Source organism: Marinobacter sp. VGCF2001, from assembly GCF_049943275.1.
GTDB lineage: Bacteria > Pseudomonadota > Gammaproteobacteria > Pseudomonadales > Oleiphilaceae > Marinobacter.
On the sequence record NZ_JBNFVX010000001.1, the window covers coordinates 621,226 to 643,870 of the forward strand.

At 58.3% G+C, this 22,645-nt stretch carries 20 protein-coding genes; 5 read left to right on the forward strand and 15 right to left on the reverse strand.

From position 1 onward, the window contains the following. Window positions 1-16: 16 nt before the first annotated feature. The 11 genes from fliJ to ACP2AU_RS02955 all read right to left on the reverse strand — a co-directional run bounded on the left by fliJ (window position 17) and on the right by ACP2AU_RS02955 (window position 12,314). Window positions 17-460 carry a flagellar export protein FliJ gene (gene fliJ, locus ACP2AU_RS02905; RefSeq protein ID WP_426374306.1) on the reverse strand — a complete coding sequence of 148 codons (444 nt, stop codon included), beginning with the start codon at window positions 458-460 and terminating at the stop codon, window positions 17-19. Next, the gene (fliI, locus tag ACP2AU_RS02910; RefSeq protein WP_426374308.1) at window positions 460-1,851 is read right to left on the reverse strand and encodes a flagellar protein export ATPase FliI; all 1,392 of its coding nucleotides are present in this window, start codon (window positions 1,849-1,851) and stop codon (window positions 460-462) included. The genes fliJ and fliI overlap by 1 nt, the downstream gene beginning before the upstream one ends. After that, on the reverse strand, window positions 1,832-2,719 hold the full coding sequence (locus tag ACP2AU_RS02915; protein WP_426374310.1) for a flagellar assembly protein FliH: 888 nt from the start codon (window positions 2,717-2,719) through the stop codon (window positions 1,832-1,834). The genes fliI and ACP2AU_RS02915 overlap by 20 nt, the downstream gene beginning before the upstream one ends. After that, window positions 2,719-3,762 (reverse strand): flagellar motor switch protein FliG, encoded by a 1,044-nt coding sequence (fliG, locus tag ACP2AU_RS02920; RefSeq protein ID WP_426374313.1) that lies wholly within the window; start codon window positions 3,760-3,762, stop codon window positions 2,719-2,721. Before fliG ends, ACP2AU_RS02915 begins: the two co-directional genes overlap by 1 nt. Continuing rightward, the gene (gene fliF / locus ACP2AU_RS02925; RefSeq protein ID WP_426374315.1) at window positions 3,755-5,461 is read right to left on the reverse strand and encodes a flagellar basal-body MS-ring/collar protein FliF; all 1,707 of its coding nucleotides are present in this window, start codon (window positions 5,459-5,461) and stop codon (window positions 3,755-3,757) included. The genes fliG and fliF overlap by 8 nt, the downstream gene beginning before the upstream one ends. A gap of 15 nt (window positions 5,462-5,476) precedes the next feature. Next, a complete protein-coding gene (gene fliE / locus ACP2AU_RS02930; protein ID WP_426374317.1) occupies window positions 5,477-5,845 on the reverse strand; it encodes a flagellar hook-basal body complex protein FliE in 369 nt (122 codons plus the stop codon). Between the two features lie 259 nt (window positions 5,846-6,104). After that, window positions 6,105-7,550 carry a sigma-54-dependent transcriptional regulator gene (locus ACP2AU_RS02935; protein ID WP_426374319.1) on the reverse strand — a complete coding sequence of 482 codons (1,446 nt, stop codon included), beginning with the start codon at window positions 7,548-7,550 and terminating at the stop codon, window positions 6,105-6,107. A gap of 23 nt (window positions 7,551-7,573) precedes the next feature. After that, window positions 7,574-8,809, reverse strand: a complete 1,236-nt coding sequence (locus tag ACP2AU_RS02940; RefSeq protein WP_426374320.1) for a sensor histidine kinase — start codon at window positions 8,807-8,809, stop codon at window positions 7,574-7,576. A 214-nt stretch (window positions 8,810-9,023) separates the two neighbouring features. Beyond that, window positions 9,024-10,472 (reverse strand): sigma-54 dependent transcriptional regulator, encoded by a 1,449-nt coding sequence (locus ACP2AU_RS02945; RefSeq protein ID WP_426374322.1) that lies wholly within the window; start codon window positions 10,470-10,472, stop codon window positions 9,024-9,026. Between the two features lie 70 nt (window positions 10,473-10,542). Beyond that, entirely contained in the window at window positions 10,543-10,872 is a 330-nt protein-coding gene (locus ACP2AU_RS02950) for an SOS cell division inhibitor (protein WP_426374324.1), read from the reverse strand. 83 nt (window positions 10,873-10,955) lie between these two features. Then, on the reverse strand, window positions 10,956-12,314 hold the full coding sequence (locus tag ACP2AU_RS02955; protein WP_426374326.1) for a DUF1329 domain-containing protein: 1,359 nt from the start codon (window positions 12,312-12,314) through the stop codon (window positions 10,956-10,958). Window positions 12,315-12,531: 217 nt separating this feature from the next. Here ACP2AU_RS02955 and ACP2AU_RS02960 point away from each other — a divergent pair, with 217 nt between their 5' ends. Together ACP2AU_RS02960 and ACP2AU_RS02965 are read left to right on the forward strand one after the other, a co-directional pair. Further along, window positions 12,532-13,014: a DUF6586 family protein gene (locus ACP2AU_RS02960; protein ID WP_426374328.1), complete on the forward strand. Its 483-nt coding sequence runs from the start codon at window positions 12,532-12,534 to the stop codon at window positions 13,012-13,014. A 56-nt stretch (window positions 13,015-13,070) separates the two neighbouring features. Continuing rightward, window positions 13,071-13,331 (forward strand): hypothetical protein, encoded by a 261-nt coding sequence (locus ACP2AU_RS02965; protein ID WP_426374330.1) that lies wholly within the window; start codon window positions 13,071-13,073, stop codon window positions 13,329-13,331. A gap of 7 nt (window positions 13,332-13,338) precedes the next feature. Here ACP2AU_RS02965 and ACP2AU_RS02970 read toward each other — a convergent pair whose 3' ends face one another. Both ACP2AU_RS02970 and lexA read right to left on the reverse strand, forming a co-directional pair. Beyond that, window positions 13,339-13,824: a cell division inhibitor SulA gene (locus ACP2AU_RS02970; RefSeq protein ID WP_426374332.1), complete on the reverse strand. Its 486-nt coding sequence runs from the start codon at window positions 13,822-13,824 to the stop codon at window positions 13,339-13,341. Between the two features lie 39 nt (window positions 13,825-13,863). Beyond that, a complete protein-coding gene (gene lexA / locus ACP2AU_RS02975) occupies window positions 13,864-14,472 on the reverse strand; it encodes a transcriptional repressor LexA (RefSeq protein ID WP_426374334.1) in 609 nt (202 codons plus the stop codon). Between the two features lie 171 nt (window positions 14,473-14,643). On the opposite strand from lexA, the gene ACP2AU_RS02980 reads away from it, so the two are divergent. The 3 genes from ACP2AU_RS02980 to ACP2AU_RS02990 are packed head-to-tail and all read left to right on the forward strand — an operon-like array spanning window position 14,644 to window position 17,070. Continuing rightward, window positions 14,644-15,645 carry an amidoligase family protein gene (locus tag ACP2AU_RS02980; RefSeq protein ID WP_426374336.1) on the forward strand — a complete coding sequence of 334 codons (1,002 nt, stop codon included), beginning with the start codon at window positions 14,644-14,646 and terminating at the stop codon, window positions 15,643-15,645. Continuing rightward, window positions 15,638-16,384: a gamma-glutamyl-gamma-aminobutyrate hydrolase family protein gene (locus ACP2AU_RS02985; RefSeq protein ID WP_426374338.1), complete on the forward strand. Its 747-nt coding sequence runs from the start codon at window positions 15,638-15,640 to the stop codon at window positions 16,382-16,384. The genes ACP2AU_RS02980 and ACP2AU_RS02985 overlap by 8 nt, the downstream gene beginning before the upstream one ends. Window positions 16,385-16,386: 2 nt before the next feature. Then, the gene (locus ACP2AU_RS02990; protein ID WP_426374340.1) at window positions 16,387-17,070 is read left to right on the forward strand and encodes an SIMPL domain-containing protein; all 684 of its coding nucleotides are present in this window, start codon (window positions 16,387-16,389) and stop codon (window positions 17,068-17,070) included. 25 nt (window positions 17,071-17,095) lie between these two features. Here the strand turns inward: ACP2AU_RS02990 and ACP2AU_RS02995 are convergent, their stop codons facing one another. Both ACP2AU_RS02995 and ACP2AU_RS03000 read right to left on the reverse strand, forming a co-directional pair. Beyond that, window positions 17,096-20,857 carry a translocation/assembly module TamB domain-containing protein gene (locus ACP2AU_RS02995; RefSeq protein ID WP_426374342.1) on the reverse strand — a complete coding sequence of 1,254 codons (3,762 nt, stop codon included), beginning with the start codon at window positions 20,855-20,857 and terminating at the stop codon, window positions 17,096-17,098. Beyond that, window positions 20,854-22,602 carry an autotransporter assembly complex protein TamA gene (locus ACP2AU_RS03000; RefSeq protein WP_426374344.1) on the reverse strand — a complete coding sequence of 583 codons (1,749 nt, stop codon included), beginning with the start codon at window positions 22,600-22,602 and terminating at the stop codon, window positions 20,854-20,856. The genes ACP2AU_RS02995 and ACP2AU_RS03000 overlap by 4 nt, the downstream gene beginning before the upstream one ends. Window positions 22,603-22,645 lie beyond the last annotated feature (43 nt).

Consider the following 22,645-nt stretch of genomic DNA (forward strand, 5'->3'; position numbering starts at 1 on the left):
TCATTGAGGAAGAGGGTTATCGCTGACGCCTTGCAAAGGCGCGGCCAGCAGCTTCGTCGGCCAGCTTCTGGTCTTTCAGGTCCTGTTCACGCCGCTCCTGCTGCCGGCAGGAATCGATATACTTCTCCATGCCACGGCGACGCTCCCAGGCCTGCTGCCATTCAGTGCGCCGTGCTTCAAACACGCTTTCCGCCTGTTGCAGCTGCCGCTGTTGCTGCGAAATCACCTGGTCCAGCTGGGCAATAAAGGCTTGCCAGGCCTGCAACCGGGCAACCGGCACAACCCCCTGCTGACTGGCCCGAATCTGATCTCGGTATTCCTGCTGATAGCGCTCCAGGTTTTCCACCTGCTCCCGGTGCGCCTCCACCTGCTTGCGCGCTTCGCCGAGACGCTCCAGTGCTTCCTGCTCTTTGCGCTCCTCCAGGGTGAGCACCACTTCCAGTCGTTTCGAGCGCAGCATCAGGCGTTACCCTGGTTGCCGGCAGGGTTTGGCACAGCCGTTTTCCGGCGTTCCGGCGACCGGCGCTCTGGTACAACTGCAAGCAGCTGATCAATCGCCTCTGTTAGGGGCGCACTCTCGTTAAGCCCCTGCTGGAGAAACTGGCGCATATTGCTGATGTGCTGGATGGCGAAATCGGTTTCCGGATCAGAACCTTTCACATAGGCGCCGACACTGATGAGATCCCGGGCCTGCTGGTATCGGGAATACACCTGCTTGAAACGCTGGGCCCGCGCAAAGTGTTCCGGGTCTGTCACCTGGGGCATCACCCGGCTGATGGAGGCCTCGACATCAATGGCAGGATAATGCCCCTCTTCCGCCAACCTACGGGACAGGACGATATGACCGTCCAGGATGGCCCGCGCCGCGTCGGCAATCGGGTCCTGCTGGTCGTCACCTTCGGTGAGAACGGTATAGAACGCGGTGATGGAACCACCGCCCGGGCGACCGTTACCGGTGCGCTCCACCAACTGGGGAAGCTTGGCAAATACCGACGGCGGGTAACCCTTGGTGGCAGGCGGTTCACCCACCGCCAGGGCGATCTCTCTCTGGGCCTGGGCATAGCGGGTCAGGGAATCCATCAATAACAGTACGCGCTTGCCCTGATCCCGGTAATATTCGGCAATGCGCGTTGTCAGCATGGCAGCCCGCAAACGCATGAGGGGCGAGTCATCCGCGGGTGAAGCCACCACAACGGAACGCCCTAGCCCTTCGTCGCCAAGAATGTCCTCAATGAACTCTTTGACCTCCCGGCCCCGCTCACCAATCAGGCCCACCACGGTAATGTCGGCATCGGTAAACCGGGTCATCATGCCCAGCAACATACTTTTGCCCACACCACTGCCGGCAAACAGGCCAAGACGCTGGCCCTGGCCGACCGTCAACAGTGCATTGATGGCACGAATGCCCACATCCATGGATTGGCGAACCGGTGCCCGGTTCAGTGGATTGATGATATCCCCGGTCAGCTGAACCCGGGCTTCGGCCTGCAGTGGCCCCTTGCCGTCAAGAGGGTCGCCGGCACCGTTCAGTACCCGACCAAGCATATGCGGGCCAACCGGTACTCTGCTGGCAGACGCCAGCGGAATCACACGGGCCCCGGGCCTGAGCCCCTCAATCGCCGTCAACGGCATCAGGTAAACCCGGTCTTCCTCAAAGCCCACTACCTCGGCTTCCACACTGGTACCGCTTTCGCCCTGAATCAGGCAACGATCGCCAACCACCATCGGGCAGCCCACACACTCCAGCGTCAGGCCCACCATACGAGTAAGTCGCCCGGAAAGTTCCGGTGAAGGCTCAGCCTCTATCGCACTCTGAAGTTGCCTCAGTCGCTCAGCCAGGCGCGTTGTCATCGTTACGCTCCTGGCGAGGGGGTTCAGACTCAACAGTCGATGGCGCCGCCATGCCGGAGTCACTCAGTACGTCCCGGTGGAAATCGGTCAGCGCCCCCATGTTGGGTACCACATCCTCCTGATCCTTGCCTGCGGGCTCAACCAGCTGCTCTTCCAGCATCCCCTGCACCACTCGCTGGAAGCGTTTTTCAACGGTAAAGTCCACCAGACTGTGCCGGGACTCGACTTTACAACCACCGGCCATCACCGACTCATCTTCGACAATCACGGCGGCCGTTTCCAGTCGTTCCGCTACTTCCCGTACCGGCTCAATATCATCGGGATGGATGTGAATGCGAAGGCTGTCAGCGGTGGAGGGAAGCTCAGACAACGCCCTGCGCACGACCTGCCGGATATGTGAAGAATCCATGCTCAGTTCACGAAACACCACCGCCCGGGCCAACACGGTCGACAAGTTGACCAGAACCGATTCCAGCTCTTCTTCGTGGCGTTGAATCGGCAACAGCAGCTCGCCCATGAGGTGCTCCAGGCGCTCCATGCGGGACGCCACTTCCTGCCGGGTTTGCTCCTGCGCCTGCTGTTCACCGTAGGCGCGCCCTTCGGCCTCACCGGCCGCATAACCCGCCTGGTGCCCCTCAGACCGGCCTTGCTCGAAACCTTCCGAATGGCCGGCGGCGCGCCCCTCCTGAAAACCATCCTCACGGGCCGCTGTACGAATTTCCTCCAGATCAGAGGCTGTGAGCGGCCGGACTTCCTCTTCCTGCGCCACCTGGTTACCGCGTTCATCAAGCAGCGGTAACTCCCACCGTTCCCAGGCAGTCATCTGCTCTTTCGGTCTGTCTTTGGCACCGTGGTCGGAATCTTTCATCACATCATTTCTTCGCCGCTACCGCCCAGCGAAATTTCGCCGGCTTCCGCCATACGGCGGGCAACGGTGATAATGTCTTTCTGGGCGGCTTCCACCTCGCTGACTTTGACCGGGCCCTTGGCTTCCAGGTCGTCTTGCAGCAACTCTGCCGCTCGTTTGGACATATTTTTGAAAATCTTCTCCTTCACCGCTTCATCCGCACCTTTGAGCGCCACCACAAGTACTTCCGACGACACTTCCCGCAGAAGCGCCTGAATGCCGCGATCGTCAATATCCTTGAGGTTATCGAACACAAACATCAGGTCTTCGATGGTGGAGGCCAGATCCGGGTCCATGTCCTTGATGGAGTCCATCAGCGAGCCTTCAACGCCCCGATCCATAAAGTTCATGATGTCCGCCGCACGCTTGACGCCACCAATGCGGCTGGTCTGGGAAGCGGCGCCGCCGGAAAACTGCTTTTCCAGAATGTCGTTTAATTCCTGCAGAGCCTGGGGCTGGATACTCTCTAGCGACGCGACCCGCATCATTACGTCCAGCCGCACTTTTTCGTCAAGAGTGGCCAAAATCTCGGCGGCCTGATCCGGATCAAGATAGGAGATAACGATGGCCTGAATCTGGGGATGCTCATAGCGGATAATGTCGCCCACGGCACGGGGCTCCATCCACTTGAGTGTGTCCAGGCCCGTGGTGTTGCCACCAATGAGAATGCGGTCGATCAGGCTTGCGGCCTTGTCATCACCGAGCGCCTGGGTGAGCATCGCCCGGATGTAATCATCGTTACCGACGCCCAGGCCAGTCTGACCGCCCACGGCATCCACGAACTGGTTGAGAACGTAGGTGACATCGTCTTTGCTGACGTCCTTCATCTGCGCCATGGCCACACCCACGCGCTGGACTTCCTTGGGCCCCATGTGCTTGAGTATCTCGGCGGCGTCCGCCTCCCCGAGTGACATCAGCAGAATGGCTGCCTGCTCAACCCGCGGAATCTTGCGCTGCGGCTTTTGGGAGCTGTCACCCTTTAACTGGCCGTTCTCTTCAGTCATCAACGTTCACCCACTGGCGCATAACCTGTGAAACCCTGGCGGGATCTTCCGCAATCAGGCCTTTGAGTGCATTCAACTGTCTATCATAACTGTCTGTGGCCCCGGGCAAAAGCAGATCGTCCTGAGACGACATCGCATCCCGCAATGCCTGCCCGCCCTCGATACCATCAAGGCCTGAATACTCGCTGTCATCACCGCCATCCGAGTGTTCACGGCGACCGCCACCAGACAGGGTTTTCAGCGTCGGCCGCAGCAAGCCCAGTACCAGAATCAGAATAACCAGCCCCGCCAGGACCTGCTTCATCAAATCCCAGAACCAGGGTTGCTCCCAAAAACCCGGTGTCTCGAACTCCACCGCCTCTTCTGGTGCGAACGCAGTATTCATCACCGTCACACTGTCGCCCCTGGCCGCAGAGTACCCGACGGCATCGCGCACCAGCATACTCAAGCGTTGCAGCTCAGCTTCCGGCCAGGGCTGATAACTGACTTCACCGGTCTCCGGGTCCACCACTTTCATGTCATCAACCGCCAGTGCCACGGTTACCCGCTTGACCGCACCCAGTTCCTGGCGGGTGTAGCTCACGGTTCGATCCAGTTCATAGTTGCGTGTGGACTCCCGCCGAACATTCACCGGTGGCGCTGCCGGGGCACCATCTTCATCGTCGCCGGCATTGGCTTGTTCAGGCACCGTGGCGGCGCCAGGCGGCTGATTCGCCAGCGCACCGGGGATACCGCCCGACGCTCCAGTCGCACGCTGCTCCGAGAGTTCCCGCTCACTGCGAATGGCCTGTTGCTCGGGGTTATACAGCTCCTCCGCGCGCTCGACGGCAGAAAAGTCGAGATCCGCCGTGACTTCAGCACGATAACGCCCTTCTCCCACGATCGGCGCAATCAGTGAGGCCACCCGGCGCGTCATGCGCTCTTCAACCCGTGAGGTGTATTCGTACTGGTCTTTCATCCGGTCCGTTTCGGCTTTTACCTCGTCGCCGGTCAGCAAATTGCCATTCTGGTCGACCACGGTTACCTGGTCCCGGTTCATCATCGGGATGCTGCCGGCCACCAGGTTGACAATGGCACGAATCTGCTCCTGTTCGGGACGCCGGCCGGCAAACACCTCCAGAAAAACCGACGCGGTAGGCTCCCGAGCATCGCGGATGAACACCGAGCGCTCCGGAATGGCCAGATGAACCCGGGCATTGCGGACACCGCGCATGGCAGCGATGGTTCGCGCCAACTCGCCTTCTAATCCCCGCCGATAGCTGATGGTTTCCATAAACTGGGACGTTCCCAGCCCACGTTCCTGGTCGAGCAGTTCATACCCCATAGTCTTCTGGTCGGTCACACCCTCGGCCGCCAGCTTCAGGCGCGCGTTGTAAACCTGCTCGGAGGGCACCAACAGTGCCCCGGTGCGGGGGTCCATCTTGTAATCAATGCCGTTGCTGTCGAGGATCGTGGTCACGTCCTGCGGATTGTAGGCAGACAAATCGCCAACCACTGGCTGGTAGTTAGGTTCCTGGGCCCAAAGAACAACGGCCACGCCCAATGCCACGCTGGCCGCCAGCCCCACCATCAGGCCGACCTGACGCAGCAGGTGCAATCGATTAAATCCGAGCAAAAGATTGCTACGGCCCTGAGAGGCGTCGGCCTCCTGGCTGGCCGGCAGGTCAGAGGCGGCGGTTTCCGCGGGTACGCTTGCCATGCTTGTGCTCCGTTATCAGATCGGCATATTCATGATGTCTTCATAGGCACGAACAACCCGGTTGCGCACCTGGGTCAATGCCTCGAAAGACACGGAAGATTTCTGGGCAGCAATCATGACCCGGGTAATATCCACGTTTGGATCGCCCATTTCATAGGCGGTTCTCAACTCCCCGGTCTGGCCCTGCAGTTCATTCACATTGTTCACGGCCTTGCCCAGCATATCGCTGAAGCTGGGCGTTTCCTGGGTTTCCTGCACCGGTCTCGGGGCATCAACACGGCCACGAATGGACTGATCCTGTTCAACCCGCTGGTTCTGCATCATCTGGGTGCGCAGAGTCCGGATCTCTGACAGAACACTGTTAATGTCGGCGCGCTGAACCATCATCATCTCCCGGTAGCCCACTTTAAGGGGCCTGTCTTGTTGCTGACTTACCACAGCAAAAGCAAACACCGGGCCAGAATCTATTATCGTATATTAATCAGAACACTAGCGATCTATAGAAAAGCGCACCCCGCCCTCGCGACAAACATTTGACAGGGCAGCGGGACGACAGCAGGAAAAGAAATACGAAGAGAAAGGATAAAAAACGGCACCCCGAAGGGTGCCCGAAGGAGTATAGGATGGATACAACAGCTTCACATCAGGCCGTGGCCAACTCTGCCTCAAGATCGATGCCGGCATCACGCATCTGGGCCAGTTTGTAACGGAGCGTTCGGGGGCTGATTCCCAATTGCTCCGCAGCCCGGTTGCGCCTTCCGCGCTCTTTCTTCAAGGTCTGGATAATGATACGGAACTCTTGCTGGCGCAGATCATCACCAAGGGAGCCGATTTCCCCGTCCGCATCTGGAGCAGGCTCAGATACAGGTTCGCGAAATTCGCGATCCGGGATACCTTCCGACAGCGCCTCCCCGGGTGCGACGGGGCCGGCTGGCGCACCAAAGTCAGCGGTGCCGGTGATACCCAGCTCCAGACAAAGATCGCCGGCATGGATTACGTTACCCTGGTGCAGCACCAGAGCTCGCTGAATGGCATTATCCAACTCCCGAACGTTGCCTGGCCAGGGGTGCCCCACCAGGGCTTTTCGGGCATCGTCGGCGAACGAAATCCCCGTCAGCTTCATCTTGCGGCAATGCTTCTTCAGCAAAGACCTGGCCAGCGGAATGATATCCAGCGGCCGATCCCGCAACGGCTGCCACCGCATCGGGAACACGGTCAGGCGATAGTACAGATCCTCGCGGAAACGCCCTTCTCGCACGTAATCCGCCAGATCACGGTTGGTCGTGGCCAACACCCGGACATCAAGCGCAATGGTCTTGCGACCACCCACCCGCTCGACCTCGCGCTCCTGTAGTACACGCAGTATTTTGGATTGCAGCCCAAGATCCATTTCCGAGATCTCATCCAGCAAAATCGTTCCGCCGTTGGCCTGCTCAAACTTGCCCGGGGAAGCCGCAACAGCACCGGTAAACGCACCTTTCTCGTGGCCAAACAAAATGGCCTCGAGCATATTCTCGGGAATGGCCGCGCAATTTATAGCAACAAACGGCTGCTCAGACCGCGGCGATTGCTGGTGAATGTAACGAGCCAGCACCTCTTTGCCTGTGCCGCTTTCGCCGGAAATCATCACAGTGGAGTCGCTGCCTGCGACCTTCGAGGCCAACTGGAACATACGTTTACTGACAGGATCTTCGGCAACCGGCTCGTCGCCGGACTTCTGACGCCCCCCACCTACCACGCGGCTAACCGCATCGACCAGAACCTGGGGCTCGAATGGCTTGACCAGATAATCGATCGCGCCGGACTGCATGGCGGAGACCGCATGACTGATCTGACCATAAGCCGTAATCAACATCATCGGCAAACCGGGATACAAACGCTGTACTTCTGCAAGCAGCTCATGCCCCGAAAGACCTGGCATATTGACATCACTGACCACCATATCGACCGGCGCGCGCGCCAGGCTGGCCAGCGCTTCTTCAGCGTTGGCCGCCTCACGAACCTGAAACTTTGCCAGCTCCAGCGTGGTTACCAAAGCCTCACGCAAGTCGTGATCATCTTCTACAATCAGAATCTGAGCCTTTGCCATGCTTTATGCCTCCAACCTGTTCATTACGCCCGGGCCGACAGAGCCGGCAACCGAATCATCGCTTCCGCGCCCTGCAAGCCCGGAGAGGCGATCGAAAACTCCCCCTGGTGCGCCTTGACCACCGCCTGAACCACCGCCAGCCCAAGCCCGGTACCATGGGACTTCGTGGTATAGAAGGCCTCTGTTATGCGCCCGGCCTGCTCTGCATCAAATCCCGGCCCATTGTCGGAAACCCGGACTTCCAGAGCGCCAGCGGTGGCAGATACGATCATTACCACCTCCGTCGCCCCCGCCTCGAGGCTATTATTCACGAGGTTGGTACAGGCGCCGACAAGTGCATCGCGGTTACACATCAACCGGCACCTTGTCTCAATCCGGTTATCGAGGACAACACGCACGTTGTCGCCCAACTTCAGCCCATGAATGGACGACTCGAGCGCATCGACCAGACGCGAGGCATCCAACTCCTCAGCCAGACGGGTTTCGCCCCGGGCAAAGATCAACATATCCCGGACCTGCTGTTCCAGGTGCGTCAAACGGGACATCAACCGGGAAGCACAGCGCTGGCGCAGCTCCTCATCAAGATCCGGCTGGCTGAGATGCCCTCCGTAAAGGATGGCGGCTGAAAGCGGCGTGCGGATCTGGTGCGCCAGTGACGCCACCATTTTACCCATGGCCGACAGGCGCTGAGCGTGCGCCAGTTGAGACTGGAGTTGACGGGTTTCCGTCAGATCGGTGAGCAGAATCAACTGGCCGGGCTGGTTTTCCATGGTGCGAATTTCAATACTGACCCGGCGTCCGTCCTTGAGTGACACTTCATGGCCGTCGTCGTTTCGGGGAGCGAAACAGCGTCGGATAACATCAACCCAGCGCTCGCCCTCAAGAGGCTCGCCCAGAAGGGCGATGGCCGCCGGGTTACTCTGGCTGACGATGCCATGCTTATCCAGCACCACCACACCCGCCGGCAGGGCATTCAACAGCGTCGACAGACGGTCTGCCAACTGCTCTTTCTGCTCCAGTTCTTGCTGACGCTGGCGCGATTCCCAGGAAAGCTCACCGGACAATTGATTCACTCTGGATTCCAGTGTCCGGTAGGAGTCGGTAATCTGGCGGGACATTCGATTGAAAAGCTCCAGCGCAGAGTCTACGGCCTCGTCGTCCTGCTGTGGAAACAGCGCCGCCACCTTGTCGTTGACATCAGCGGCCGCGTTAGCGTCCGCCTGCTGGCTGGATCCCATAACGACATGTGCGTGACTCATAACCTATTCCCCCTGACCGGTCCGTGGGACCATCAACACTTTGGTTCAGGGGGAATAAAGCCAACACCATGCCAACATCAACTAATCCTTTAATTTCAGCGCTTAAGAATAACCGGAGAGAAATGCGTGACGGATTATCGTCATTCAGAAACAACAATGGCGCCAAAGGCTACAAACCTTTGACGCCATTCCGTCGCCCTAACCCGGTTTTCCCTCAGGACTCCTCAGAGTCGTCCCTCAAGCCATACTTGCGCACTTTCTCCACCAGAGTGGTGCGCCTGATGCGGAGCTTCTCTGCGGCACGGGCAACGACGCCACTGGCCTCGTCCAATGCCTGCTGGATGAGCTGCCTTTCAAGGTTAGACAGGTAATCTTTCAGATCGATTCCGTTTACCGGTAACAAAGCCGGTGCATCCAGCCCGATCAGCCCGGGTATGGCTGACGGCATACCGGAATCCTCAACCGGGCGATTTTCGTCGTAGTCATCCACGTAGCGGAATTTCTTCGGCAATTCCTGAACGCCAATCACCCCGTAGGGATGCATGATCGCCAAACGCTCCACAAGGTTGGCCAGTTCGCGAACATTACCCGGCCAGTCGTGACGGCAAAGGCTCATGATGGCGGCAGAGTTCATTCTCAGTGAGCCCCGCTTTTCCTTTTCCATGCGCGAGATGAGCTCGTTAATCAGCAGAGGAATATCCTCCACTCGCTCCCGCAGCGCTGGCATCTCGATGGGGAACACGTTCAGGCGATAATAAAGATCTTCCCGGAAATTTCCGGCTTCAATCATATCTTCCAGGTGTTTATGGGTTGCAGCGATCACACGGACATCGGCGGTCTGGGTCCGGTTGCCCCCCACCCGTTCAAATGTACGCTCTTGCAACACCCGCAAAATTTTTACCTGCATATTCAGCGGCATATCCCCGATTTCATCAAGGAACAGCGTGCCGCCCTCGGCCATTTCGAACCGGCCCACACGTGCGGTTATCGCTCCCGTGAATGCGCCCTTCTCATGCCCGAACAGTTCACTCTCCAGAAGTTCGGCCGGAATGGCACCGCAGTTCACCGGCACAAACGGTTTGTCGCGGCGCGAGGAATGGTAGTGCAGATTGCGAGCGACCACTTCTTTGCCGGTGCCGGATTCGCCGGTTATCAGAACACTGACGTCTTTATCCGCCACCTGCTCCATCAACTGGCGCACCTGCTGCACCTTGCGACTGGTACCCACCAGGCTCCGGAAAAGTTGCACGCCCCGCTGCTGGCCCCGTTGCTGGTTACGACTGAACTGGTCCCGGTATATCTGGGCCCGATACAGGGAATCAACAAACTTGGTGTAGTTCAGGGGCCACTCCATCCGCGCAATTACTCGGGCAGCGTCATCGTCGGACAGTTTTTTCAGGTCCGGATCTCCCACCACCAGAACCGGCACGCCGGTCATGGACTGGCACACCTGCTCGATGGCGGAACAGGCAGCAGGCTCGGTTCCGTTGACCACCGCCACGGCAACGCTGTCTCTGACCCCTTCGTCATCACTCGCCAAAAGCGCCAAAGCCTCGTTGCCGGCAGTTACCTGCTCTTCGCCGATAAACTCCAGAATAGTGATCAGATCACGCTGCCTGGATTCATCCTCACTCAGCACCAGCACTTTGTTATTTTTGGACATTCACAGGAATCTCTTCATGAATTTGTGCGGTATTTAAGACCGTATACAGTCTCGAGTCAATTTTATGACGCTATCTTTGACGATTGGATGAAACGTTCTGGTAGGTTTTCGCCGCGTTTCGATTCTGGCTCATGCCTTTCAGGGAAGCCCGCGCTTCGTTCCGGGCTTCCGTGGCCGCCGCATCGGCTTCCTCAACAAAGCGATTGAGCGCTTGCAGCCGCTCACGCACCAGGACAGCATCAATTGTCCCTTTCTCCAGCTCGGTCATCAGCGGCTCAATCGAAGGACGCACCCGGGCATTCAGTTGACTCAAGCGTTCCCAGTCCTGATGTTCCAGAGCTTCCCTGAGTTGATTTTCGAGCTGGTCCAGGTCGGACAGGAGGGTTTCGGGGGTGGCCATCAGCGATCTCCAGAATCTTCGAGGGAGGGGCTGGCCAACGAGACAACGCCACCGACAGGCGATGGCGTTGTCATCATGAACGACTACCGCCGCGCAGCGCGACGGGCCGCAGAGGCGGTAAATTCGTTACCACGATACCCCGGGGCAAAATCGTAAGCGGGATAACCGTTGTCCAGACCATCAATATAATAACGGTTCGCCTTCAGATCATACGTCATTTCCATGGTCGTCCAGAAGACCGGCTCACTGTAATAACTGATGTTGTGAGCTTCCGAGACGCGCCACAGCTCTCCCTGCTCGTTGTACTCTTCAGACACCAGAATCTGCCAGCTGTCTTCATCCAGATACAACACCCGGCGATCGTAAATGTGCCCGATGCCGGTGCGGCGGGTCGCTTCCACTACCCAAACCCGATGCAGCTCGTAACGGGCCAGAGTCTGATCGATATGGTTCGGTTGAATGATATCGTCAGGACGCACATCCGAGTCATGGAGCTTGTAGGCGTTGTAGGGCACCAGCAGCTCGCGCTTGCCCTTGAGCTCCCAGTCATACTGGTTGGGTGCGCCGTTGTACATATCCTTTTGGTCAACCGAGCGCAACGACGAGGAGTTCGGCAGGTCGGTTTCATAAGCCAGGTTCGGAGACCGGCGCAGCCGCCGTGAGCCTGCGTCGTAACGCCATGCCAGACGGGGCGAACGCACCTGATCCAGGGTCTCATGCACCAGAGTAATCGTGCCGGCCAGGGTTGTTGGCGCAATGGTCTCGGTTTTCAGATAAAAAATCTTGTTGTCGATATTCGCCAGATCCGCTCCCACCTGGCTGTAGGCAAAGAAATAATCGTAATGGTTAACCACAGGATTAAAGGAACCATCTTCCTGTGGTGTGGCCGCTGCACTCCGGAACGATACCTCCTCACCACGATAACGGAGGATGTGGTTCCAGATTGCCTCAAGGCCGTTCTGAGGAATGGGGAAAGGGCTGGTCATAATGGTGTCTCGCACCCCATTGCCGTTATCCAGCAGTTCAGCAGTCAGTGCATTCTGACGAAACTTTTCGTAAACGTGCTCGGGAAACGCTGCAGTGCGACGGGTCTCGTACACGGGCATAAAAAAGTCTGGACCGTACTGGTCCAGCAACTGGATATGGCCATCCGACAATTTGTCGCGATACAGGTCCAGGTTGTCCGCCGTTACCACATACAAAGCGCTGTCTTCAGGAAACGGATTGATTTCTACCGTGCCTTTGCGCCAGTTGGCCGGGGGGGTATCAAGACCGCCATCCCAGGCAGGTATCGTGCCGACTTCATTACCGGCACGTTCCGCCCCTACCGGGGTGAGATCGTTATTCAGACGTGCGGCTTCAGCCTGGGTTACCTTCGCGTGCAGCGGAGTGGAAGCTCCCATAACAGCAACTGCGATGGCAGCAATTAATCGGTTTCGCATCCTTTACCTCCAGCGTGAGTCTTTTGAGTGGTTATTACTCACCCAATCTGCCGACCTTTTTGCCAGTTTCAAACGATCGTTTCAAGTGGTTGTTTGTAGTTTCTTGTGAAAGCGTTTTTACCGAGGCTTCCAGGGCGGGAAATAATCCGCTGGAAATGGTACACTGGCCGGCTTTACTCAACCGCTCGTAGACAGTGATCTGACCACAGGTTTTCCAATGGCCTCTCAATGGCACTCTCTCGTTTGTCAAAAGCTGTTTCTTGCCAAGACCTTGGTGGCCAGAACGGAACACGCAGAGGAACTCCCGGCAGCCGACCGTGAGGCGCTGATCCAGGGCGCGGTGGAACTTATGCTGAGGGCTCGCCAGCTATTGCTGACGATGATTGCCCGATGTCATCAGAACAAAGCGGCAACGCCAACGACGGTAGACGAGCTTGAGACCCTGTTCAGCTACCCGATTGCAGAAATCGGAACACTGCGGGAGTTGATTGATACAACAGGGAGTTGGTGGCAACACCTGGACCAGTTGGAGAGGGCGCTCTCAGAGCCGCCGAAACCGCGAAAAACTGTTACCGACGAAAACATCATCGCGATTTCCGCAGAGCAGGGCCCCGATCGGTCTGCCGAAGCCTTGAAAAGCACACTGGCTGCAATCAGCGCCACAGCCAGAGCCATCGACGATCAGCACAGCGAGTGGTAACTCGCTACCCGACTTACACCATTAACGCATACAGACAGCAAATAAAGGTTGAATGAATGTCACCTTCGTTTTTTGAAATCGTACAACTTGCCGATGGCGACTATGCGCTTCGCCGTATCGATGACGACGCTGCGCCTCTGGTGCGAATTTCGTTCTCTGAAGAAGCCCGCGAAATGCTTGAAGACCGCGACATGAGCGTTGCCAAAGCCATGATCGCAGCAGGCATAGAGGCTGCAGGCAATATCAGCCATGACATTGACTGGGAAGACGACGAGAGTGACTTCGTAGACAGTCAGCCCCGCTACACCCTGCACTGATCGCTCTTTATCGCTGGCGCAGCACCACACCATGGCTGTTACCCCGGGCTGAAGCCGTCTGCAAGGTCTCCAGCGCTGCGCGCCCCAACTTCTGAGTCCAGAGTACCACTGCGTGGCAGGTTCCTGCCCCCAGAGCACGCTCCGCCAGATCCTGAGCCGGAAACTCGGTTGTCGACCGCAGCACCAGGATTTCGCCAGCAACAATGCCGTGCATCTTTTGCCATTTGGCAACCAGCGACTGGGGAGGATCTATCCAGGCCAGCCAGCGCTTTTCCTGGTTCAGCTGAGTCAGCATTGGCAGCAGCAACTGGAAGTTCTCCACCTGTTCTTCAGGCAGAATAATTTCGGTCACATTACCGCCAAAGCCCGTCGACGCATGACGCCCCGACACTACGCCGACGGTCGATACCTTCGTTCCTGCTGAAACCGCAGTTGCCGAAGCAACAGCCGACGGCTGAAACGCCATGTTCTGGGAGAAGCTCAACTGTTCCATTACTCACCTACCTGCGCTGCGCGCCTGTGAACACTGTTCTCAATGAAGATCTGACCGGCGGATAACCCCCACCCCAAGCCCTTCAATAAACAATTCCTGCTCCGTGAGATCGACTTCTATCGGAGCGAACTCTTCATTTTCTGCAATCAACCAGACCTTGCTGCCTTCCTTTCGGAACCGTTTTACGGTGACTTCCTCACCAACACGGGCGACGACAATCTGGCCGTTGTGAACGTCCTGGGTGCTGTGGACGGCCAGCAAGTCTCCGTCCAGAATCCCGACATCCTTCATGCTCATACCCCGAACCCGCAACAGATAATCTGCCGAGGGCGAGAAAAAACCGGGCTGCAGGGTACAGTGATCTTCAATATGCTCCTGCGCCAGTATCGGGCTGCCCGCCGCAACCTGCCCGATGACAGGCAACCCCGGATCTTCCTCAGCTTCCGGCAGCCGAATGCCCCGGCTTGCCCCAGGAACCATTTCGATGGCCCCTTTGCGGGCCAGGGCCCGCAGGTGTTCTTCTGCGGCATTGGCAGAACGGAACCCAAGCTCTGCCGCGATCTCTGCCCGCGTAGGCGGATAGCCAGTCTCATCCACATAACGGCGGATAATATCCAGTACCTGTGATTGTCTTGCGGTTAACTTCATTGGTCGGGCTCCGGGATTTCGATCCTGTTTTTTTATACAGTGAACTGACTATATACAGTGTTTTATCCAGTGTAAAGCCCCCGGCGTTTTCGTGTCTGTGCTGTAACGGGAGAGCGACAACCTGTATATGTTAAGGTGACTTAGTCCAGACACAGGGAAGCCGAGAATGACATGACTGCACACAATCGCTGTAATATGCCGGAACAGCAGACTACTCAGGCCGGGCCGGAAAGAAAGGTCGGTGTTGAAATTGAGCTGTCGGGACTGGCCTACGAGTCCCTGGTGGCCCATGTAGCCCGCTTGCTGGATGGTGAGCCCAGACTCACATCCCGATACGTCACCCGGGTGGATACGGAAGCCGGCGCGTTTACCATCGAGCTCGACTCGGACCCGATCAAAGACCTGGATCTTGCCGACCAGAGGCTCCCGGAGTCCCTCAGAGAGCTTGGCACCCATGCCATGGATGTGATCGACTTTGCCGCAGAGAAGATTGTTCCCCTGGAAATTGTGGCACCGCCGCTGGCAATGTCAGCACTTGGAATGATCGAAGATCTGGTCGACGAGCTTCACAGGCTTGGAGCAGAGGGAAGCCGGGAAGCCATTTATTTCGCTTTCGGGCTTCAACTGAACCCCGAGTTACCCGACCTGGAGCCGGAGACGCTGGTGCGCTACCTGCAAGCGTTTGCCCTGCTGTATGACTGGCTTAAATCCCGGCATCAGCTGGACATCAGCAGGAAATTCACCACCTACATTGAACCCTGGAGCAGTCGGTATACCGATCGGCTCCTGGCAGCCGACTACTCACCGGACATTGAAACCCTGATGCGGGATTACCTGCGCTACAACCCTACCCGCAACAAAGCGCTGGACCTTCTGCCGCTGTTTGCGCATTTGAATAAACCGCTGCTGGAGGAGTATGTCCGGGACCCCAGAATTAAAAGCCGTCCCACGCTGCACTATCGCTTACCCGACTGCGACATAGACAACCCGGCATGGCATTTCTCCACCGTCTGGAACGACTGGGTAGTGCTTGAGCAGCTGGCGAACACCCCCCGGGACCTTGCAGATCTGCGCCAGGAGTTTCACAAGGCTCGGGAATTCAACTTCCACAATCTCACCCACTCCTGGCGCGAGACAACCGATAACTGGTTGCGCCTGCACGGTTATGTCTGAACAAACCGAAGCACCGGAAATTCCGGGCCTGACCATCGGCATCAGTGGTCCGGCGCGGCGCTCCATGGCTCACCGCCTGATTAGCCTGGGGCTGCGTTTGCACGGCGCAAGAACCCACTACATCAGGCCCGGTGACCGGACCAACGTCGCATTACTGGACGGACTGGTACTTTCCGGCGGCACCCATGTTCATCCACAGCGCTACCAGCAACAATCTCAGGTAACCGCACGGTACGACCTGAAGCGCGATGCAACCGACACCCATCTGCTGGAGCAGGCCGAAGCCATCAATATCCCGGTGCTCGGTATCTGCCGGGGCGCGCAGTTCATCAATGTCTTTCATGGCGGTTCCCTGTGCCAGAACGTTACCCCTTTGCGGGTCAATACGCGGCACCGGCCCTTACTCCTGCCCCTGCAAACCGTTCGCCTGGTGCAAGACAGCCGGCTCGGCCAGCTTATGTACAGTCATGTCATCGGCGCCAACCGGATCCACAGCCAGGCGATCAAACGCCTGGGCCGCAATCTGCGAGTTACCGCCGTAGATAATGATCTTTTTGTTCAGGCCATTGAGAACACTGGCCAGCAATGGCTGATGGGCGTGCAATGGCATCCGGAATACCTTCTGTACCACACCGGGCACCGCCGTATTTTTGGTCACTTTGTTCAGGCTGCACGAGCCCGGAAACTGGAACGGCTGGACAACCTCGAATCCCCTGACGCTCGCTTACAAGGAGAATAACCATGGTCAAATTCCGCTCCGTTATGGCGCTGACCGCTGCTCTTTCCGTGCTGCCGCTCACCGTCAACGCCGGCGAACTGAGCCTGAACGGCCAGGGCATTGTGCGTTATGAGCCTGACAGTGCCAGGCTACAATTCACCGCCATGGCCGAGCACGACAACGCCGCGACGGCGACTGAACAAGTGTCAGCCATGATGGCGCAGTGGCGCGAGGCCATTGCCGGGTACCGCGACGAGCTCAACGACTATTCCGACGCCAACCTCAGTGTCTACACCCGCACAGTGCCTTCGAGAGAGCAGAACCAACCGCCCGAACAACGGTCGGTAGCCCGGCAGACAGTGAGTTTTTCGGTGCAGAATCTGGAATTACTGAACCGCCTGATCAGTAGCGCAAACGAAGTGGGCCTGCAGTACCATCTGGGTAGCCAGATGTTTTTCCATTCCGATGAACCGGCGCTTGAGCGCGAAGCTCTGGCACGCGCGATCAAAGATGCCAGAAAGCGGTGTGACTTTGCGGCGGAGCAACTCGATATGCGCTGCGGCGATGTGGTTTCCATGAACATCAACGGCGGCCACCGCCCCGCGCCGGTGATGATGGCAGAATCCAAAATGGCCGGCGACGCCGTTTCCAGCGTAGGGCCAAGAGAAATTCAGGCCTCGGTCAGTGCAACCTTCGAACTGGATTGACCGCTCCGGTCAACCGCAGAGCGTGTCAGAAGTTTCGTGTGTAGAAGATATCCAGGGAAGCCGCCAGACCACTGGCGGCTTCCAGATAGAAATAGCGGCCCAGGTCATAGCGCAGTGCCACTGTGGTGATCGGTTCAAATATACCAACCCCGTAACGGATGCTGAGATCATCGGTAATGTAACCACTGGCAACTACTGACGCCTGGTCTCCCGAGCCCTCAGCTTCCAGGATCAAGTTACGTATTCCCAACTCATTGCCAATACCCTGGGTAATCTTGCTGGCCTGAGTAAGCCCCAGAGAGAGAGCCGCCTGGCTCATCTGCCCCTCATCGCCCTGGCCCCTGGGTGGCCGCCCGAGAATGACATAAGACAGCGCATCGCTCTGGGGCATCTCGGGCTCGGAAAACACACTGGTTTCGGGCTCGTCTACCGGACCGGTCAAGCGTATCCCGGCAACCACGGTATCCACTTCCCGGACCGCTTCGATATCCAGATACGGGCGCGTCAGCGCTCCCACGAAAAGAATCCGGGCACGACGCAATTCCAGCTCCTGACCAAACGCCTCGTAGCGGCCCTCGACCAACTGCAGCGCGCCCCGGGTATCCATGTTGTTGCCAACCCGCAAAGTGCCCTCAAGGTTGCCGGTTACACCAAAGGCATCAAACGTAACCTGATCTTCACCCACCACCACCGTTACATCCATGGACAACGCCCGGATCGCAGGCTCTTCCCGCTCCACCCCCACGATGACCTCGTCTTCAGAAACCGAAACCGCCGACGGTGGCACACTCTCTATTTCAATCCCGCCACGGGGCACATCAACGCGGCCGGAGACCGATAGCGCCCCCTCCTTAAAGGTAATATCAAGATCCGGCTCGACCTCAAGCTGTGCGTAAGGCTCAAGCGTAACGGGCAAACGTTCACCTTTGATATTCACCTCGAACTGCGGCTCTGTCGACCAGTTCAGGCTGCCGGCAAGCTCGCCCTGGCTCCGATCGTTGCTTTGCCAGCGTCCGCTGAGCCGAGCGGACTGACCCTGAAATTCAAGCACCGCGAGCAATTCCTCAAGCGGCAACGGCAGCGCGGGATCGAAGACGCGGCCGTCGCTCAGCACCAACTCACCATAGACCTCCGGCTTCATCAACGGGCCGGATAATCGCCCATTTCCGTTGACCTGGCCCTGAACGTCTTCCAGACCAGTCAGGGCGGAAAGGAAAGCGAGATCGAGGGTTTCAAGGCGGAAGTCCCCCTGTACCGTGCGAGCGCTGGCCAGCGGATCCACAGCAAGGTCCATAGCAAACCGCCCAAGTTCCGGGCCACTGAAATCCAGGGTAATCCTGGCATCATCGGGCTTCAGGCGAGCCTCAAGAACCAGCGTGTCAAAGTCGAGGGACTGCCAGTCGTCACGCGCCAGTACGGCAAATGAGCCGGCGTTAGCATCAACACGGATTCGGCCATCGGGCCCTGCATCGGTGAGCGCCAGACTGATATCGGCATCAATTGCCGATTGCCACTGGAGTGTCTCTGGCAGTAACGGCGCCAAAGCAGAGGCCGGAAAGCCACGGATTTCGTAGGCAATCACGGGATCAGGCCACAATCTCTGATCGCCGGCGCACACGGAGCTTCGCTGCCACCGCCAGCAATGCTGCCCGAACGCCAGCTTTCCGTCGACATAGGTAAGCGCGGCCGGCGATGCCAGTTGCCACACCTGCCCGGGCTCGGGAACCGTCAATTGCCCCCCGGCCAACTGGCCCTGCCAGTCGGCCCATGCCTCGGTAAAACCACCAGCAAACTCCAACTCTATCGCGGCTTCGGAGTGTTCGGCCTGTACCGACAGGGTATGGCGTTGCCGGGTCCCGCTGAGCGAAGCCAGCACGTTGTCCAGCTCCCGGCCCGCCAGTTGAAGATCTGTCCCGGAAAGCTCCGCGGTCAGGGCCCCTTGCTGATTCAGTTCAGCCTGAAGCTTGGCATCGGCCGCCAGGAACTGCTTCTGCCAGCTGAGATCCTTCCCCTCCAATACAAAGTTACCGCCCGGAGCGTCCGGGGTACCGGACAACTGCAACCGGCCATTGGCCCGGCCTTCAAGCGCCGCCATCAACTGTTCCGGGGCCAACAAATCGAAACTCAGATCCCCCTCAAGAGACTGGCCATAACGCCCCTGCCCCTGCAACCGGTTATCACCAACCGAGACCGACAGATTTTCGACAACCCAGTCCTGCCCTTTAGTCAGTAATTGCCCCTGCGCTTTGGCATTCTGGTGTCGCCACTGGCCGCTGATATCGAGCTCTGCAAACAGTTCTGGCAAAGCATCCGCCGACAACTGGCCGCGGGTGCGGACCGTGCCATTCAAGCGTGCCTCCAGCAGCGGCAGCCAGTACCCCGGATTGAACCGGTCGAGTTGCAGTTGGGCATCCCAGGCCAGAGGGCCGGCAAAGGCCAGCGTACCTTCACCGGACAGCGAGCCGGCGCCTGTGGTCATGTTCAGCCGGGTCACGTTCACTGACGCCAGGTCGCCCTCCAGGTTCGATGTCAGTTCAGCTTCACCCAAAGGGCCATCCACAGACGCCTCCAGCTCTGCCTGGTAACGATCATTGCTGTATCGAACCTGACCATCAAGGCGATGAAGGTCAACTGGTGGCTTCTCAAAATCCGGAATAAGCCCATACCACGGAAACCGGTCCAGCATGACATCGGCATTGGCGTTGATACCCTCGCTCCATGACACACTGCCGTTTGCGCTAAAGCGCCCTTCCGTCGTTTTATCCGGATTGCGTGCCAGCAGCGAGACGGAGACCCCGGAAGCTCCCTGTGTTGTAACCAGGCCCTCAACAACCGCCTCCACCGGCCCGGTCGACGCCGGCAATGTTGCCTGGGTACGCACGTCGAAGCCGCTCGCCAGCGTACCGTCAAGGGCCAGTTGCCACTGGCCCAGCGTGAGGGTTTCGGGAAGGGAACGAAGAGCCAGAAATTCTTTGGACTGAAGCTGGAGCCGCGCCGGCAGCTCAGGATCCAGAGGCTGCACAGTGCCGTTTACCCGAGCCTCAAGATAACCGGTGCTGGCGCCGTTCACCCGGAGATCCCTGGCGCTCCCGGAAAGGTCAAGGGCGAGTTGCCAGTCATCCCCCTCAGGCGGCGGCAACTGAACAGCCAGCGCGAGATTCAGCGGCCAGTCACGCCGCATCTCAACCCGACCGTCGGCCTTCACCCGAATATTGCCACGCTCGTAAACCAACTCGTCAATCCCGACAGCGGCACCGGACGCCCGTGACGACAGTTCAAAACGGTTCCAGACCAGGTTCTCGTTCACGGTCAGGCTCCCGAGACGGACCTCCGTGATATTGATCGCCACAGGCAAGTTGATGGTCGGCAACTGAATAGTGCCCCGGGCCTGGTCCCCGGCCTCCGCCGTATCCTGCAGAGTGACGTCAATACGGGCCGCCTTCAGCGTGTCCAGACACAACTCAAGTTCAAACAGGCAAGACGGGGACCAGTCAATTTCCGGCTGATCAACCTCCACACCGAGACCATACCCGTGCCAACGCACCTGTTCGGCCCGCCATGCGCCGAACAACGACCCTGTCGCCGCCTGCGTTTGCAGGCCGGGTATCTGATCAATCACCCACGCCGTTCCAGTCTCACTGCGCAACGCCAGCAGGATGATGGCCAGCAAAATCAATGGCAAAAAGACCAACACAAGCACAACCACCAGCGGCCAGAACCAACAGCGCCGTTTTTTCGGGCTGCCGGGCGCTTGCGGCTGATTATTCTGGCGGCTGGTCTCGGTCACAGTTCCGGCCCCATAGAGAAGTGAATACGCCAGCCGCCCCCCAGGTCGTCGTTCAATCCCCGGGCTACGTCCAGGCGCAACGGGCCAACCGGGCTGACCCAGCGAATGCCTACGCCCGCACCGGTTGCCAGCGGGTCAAAAAGATCGTCGACAGCGTTGCCCTCGTCGACAAAGGCGGCTACCCGCCAGTTGCTGACGAATTCATACTGATACTCGGCGCTGCCGACAATCAGATACCTGCCACCGATGGCGTTGCCACTGCTGTCCTTGGGCGAGAGCGTCTCATAACCATAGCCGCGGACGCTCTGATCACCACCAGCAAAGAAACGCAACGAGGGGGGAACATCAGCAAAACTGTTGGTGGCAACTCCCCCCAAATTAAAGCGGGCCAGAAAACGGTGTTTGTCGGCAAAGGTATACAAACCCTTGGCCAGCACATTGACGTGTAAAATATCGGCATCCGAGAGCACCGCGCGGTGAGCCCCGGTCAAATCCAGCTGCACACGGAAGCCCCGGGACGGATCCAGGGGGGAGTCGGCCTGAAGTTTGGAGTAGCTGACACCAGGCAACAGCAGGCTCGATGTTTCGCGCCTGTCGTCGCCAAATCTAAAGCGCTCGCCCTCCCAGCGCATCGATAGCACCTGCATCCAGCCATTATCAAGCTGATGATTCCATTGCTGCCCCAGGGTCAGCCGCTCGGACTCGACATCTTCCACGTGCTCCCTCTGGTAGCCCGTACCCAGACGAATAGAATCCGTCATGGGTGGGTCCAGCGGCAGTTCGTACCAGCCGCTGATGCTCTGGCGCAGTTCAGACAATTCGGTATCGGCGCCCCGCTTGTATCCCTCCGGGTTAATATAGTGTTCCCGCCAGTTGCCCCGAAACCGAGGCCCCACATCAGTCGAAAACCCGACACCTGCAGACACCGATCGTGGCGGCCGGGGATTCAGACCAATGCTAACCGGAATAACGCCATCTTCGGCCCGGGACGGTGAGGCGTTGATGTCTACGCTGGAAAAATACCCGCTGTTGGAGAGGTCCCGATTCAGTCGCGCGACTTTATCGGCATGAAACGGTTCACCCGGTTTAATGGTTACGAAGCGACGCAGCAACTGCTCGTCAAAACCATGCCCCTCCTGGAAGCTGACCTCCCCCAGCCGATAGCGCTCGCCGGTCTTGAAACCAATTCGTATATCCGCCGTCCTGGCATCCGGATCGACCGCCAGCCGGCGCTCTGTAAACTCACCATCAAAATACCCCAGACGGCCCGCCCGATTCCGAATGGCCTGGCGCAGACTGTCGTATTCTCCGTGATTCAGGATATCGCCCTCCCTGGGGGGCTCCGGGAGGCCCCGAATCAAGCCCGGATCGTCGGCGCCCGGGCCCTGGATGTCAATTTCCCGGGAACGCACCCGCACTGGCTCCCCGGGCACAACAGAGAGCACCAGTTCCGCTGGCGCTGCGTCTGGCTGATCAACCCGCCAGCGAATCTCCGGATTGTAATACCCCAATGCCCGGAAAGCCTCTCTCACAGTATCTACCGCACTGGAGGCATAACGACGGAGGCCATCTGCGGTCCTGTCCTCAACCTCACCCAGCAATATTTCGGCATTTTCCTGCAAAGGGCTGTAGTCACCCTCAACCTCCACCCGTACCTGATTGGCAAAAGCCAGCCCGGACTGCCAGAACAGTAGCCACACGCCCAATCTGATTACTGCCTGGCTGTGAGTCACGAATAACCGCATCTAAGGAAGGCCGCCCTGAGGTAAAAACATAAGAATTTCCGGT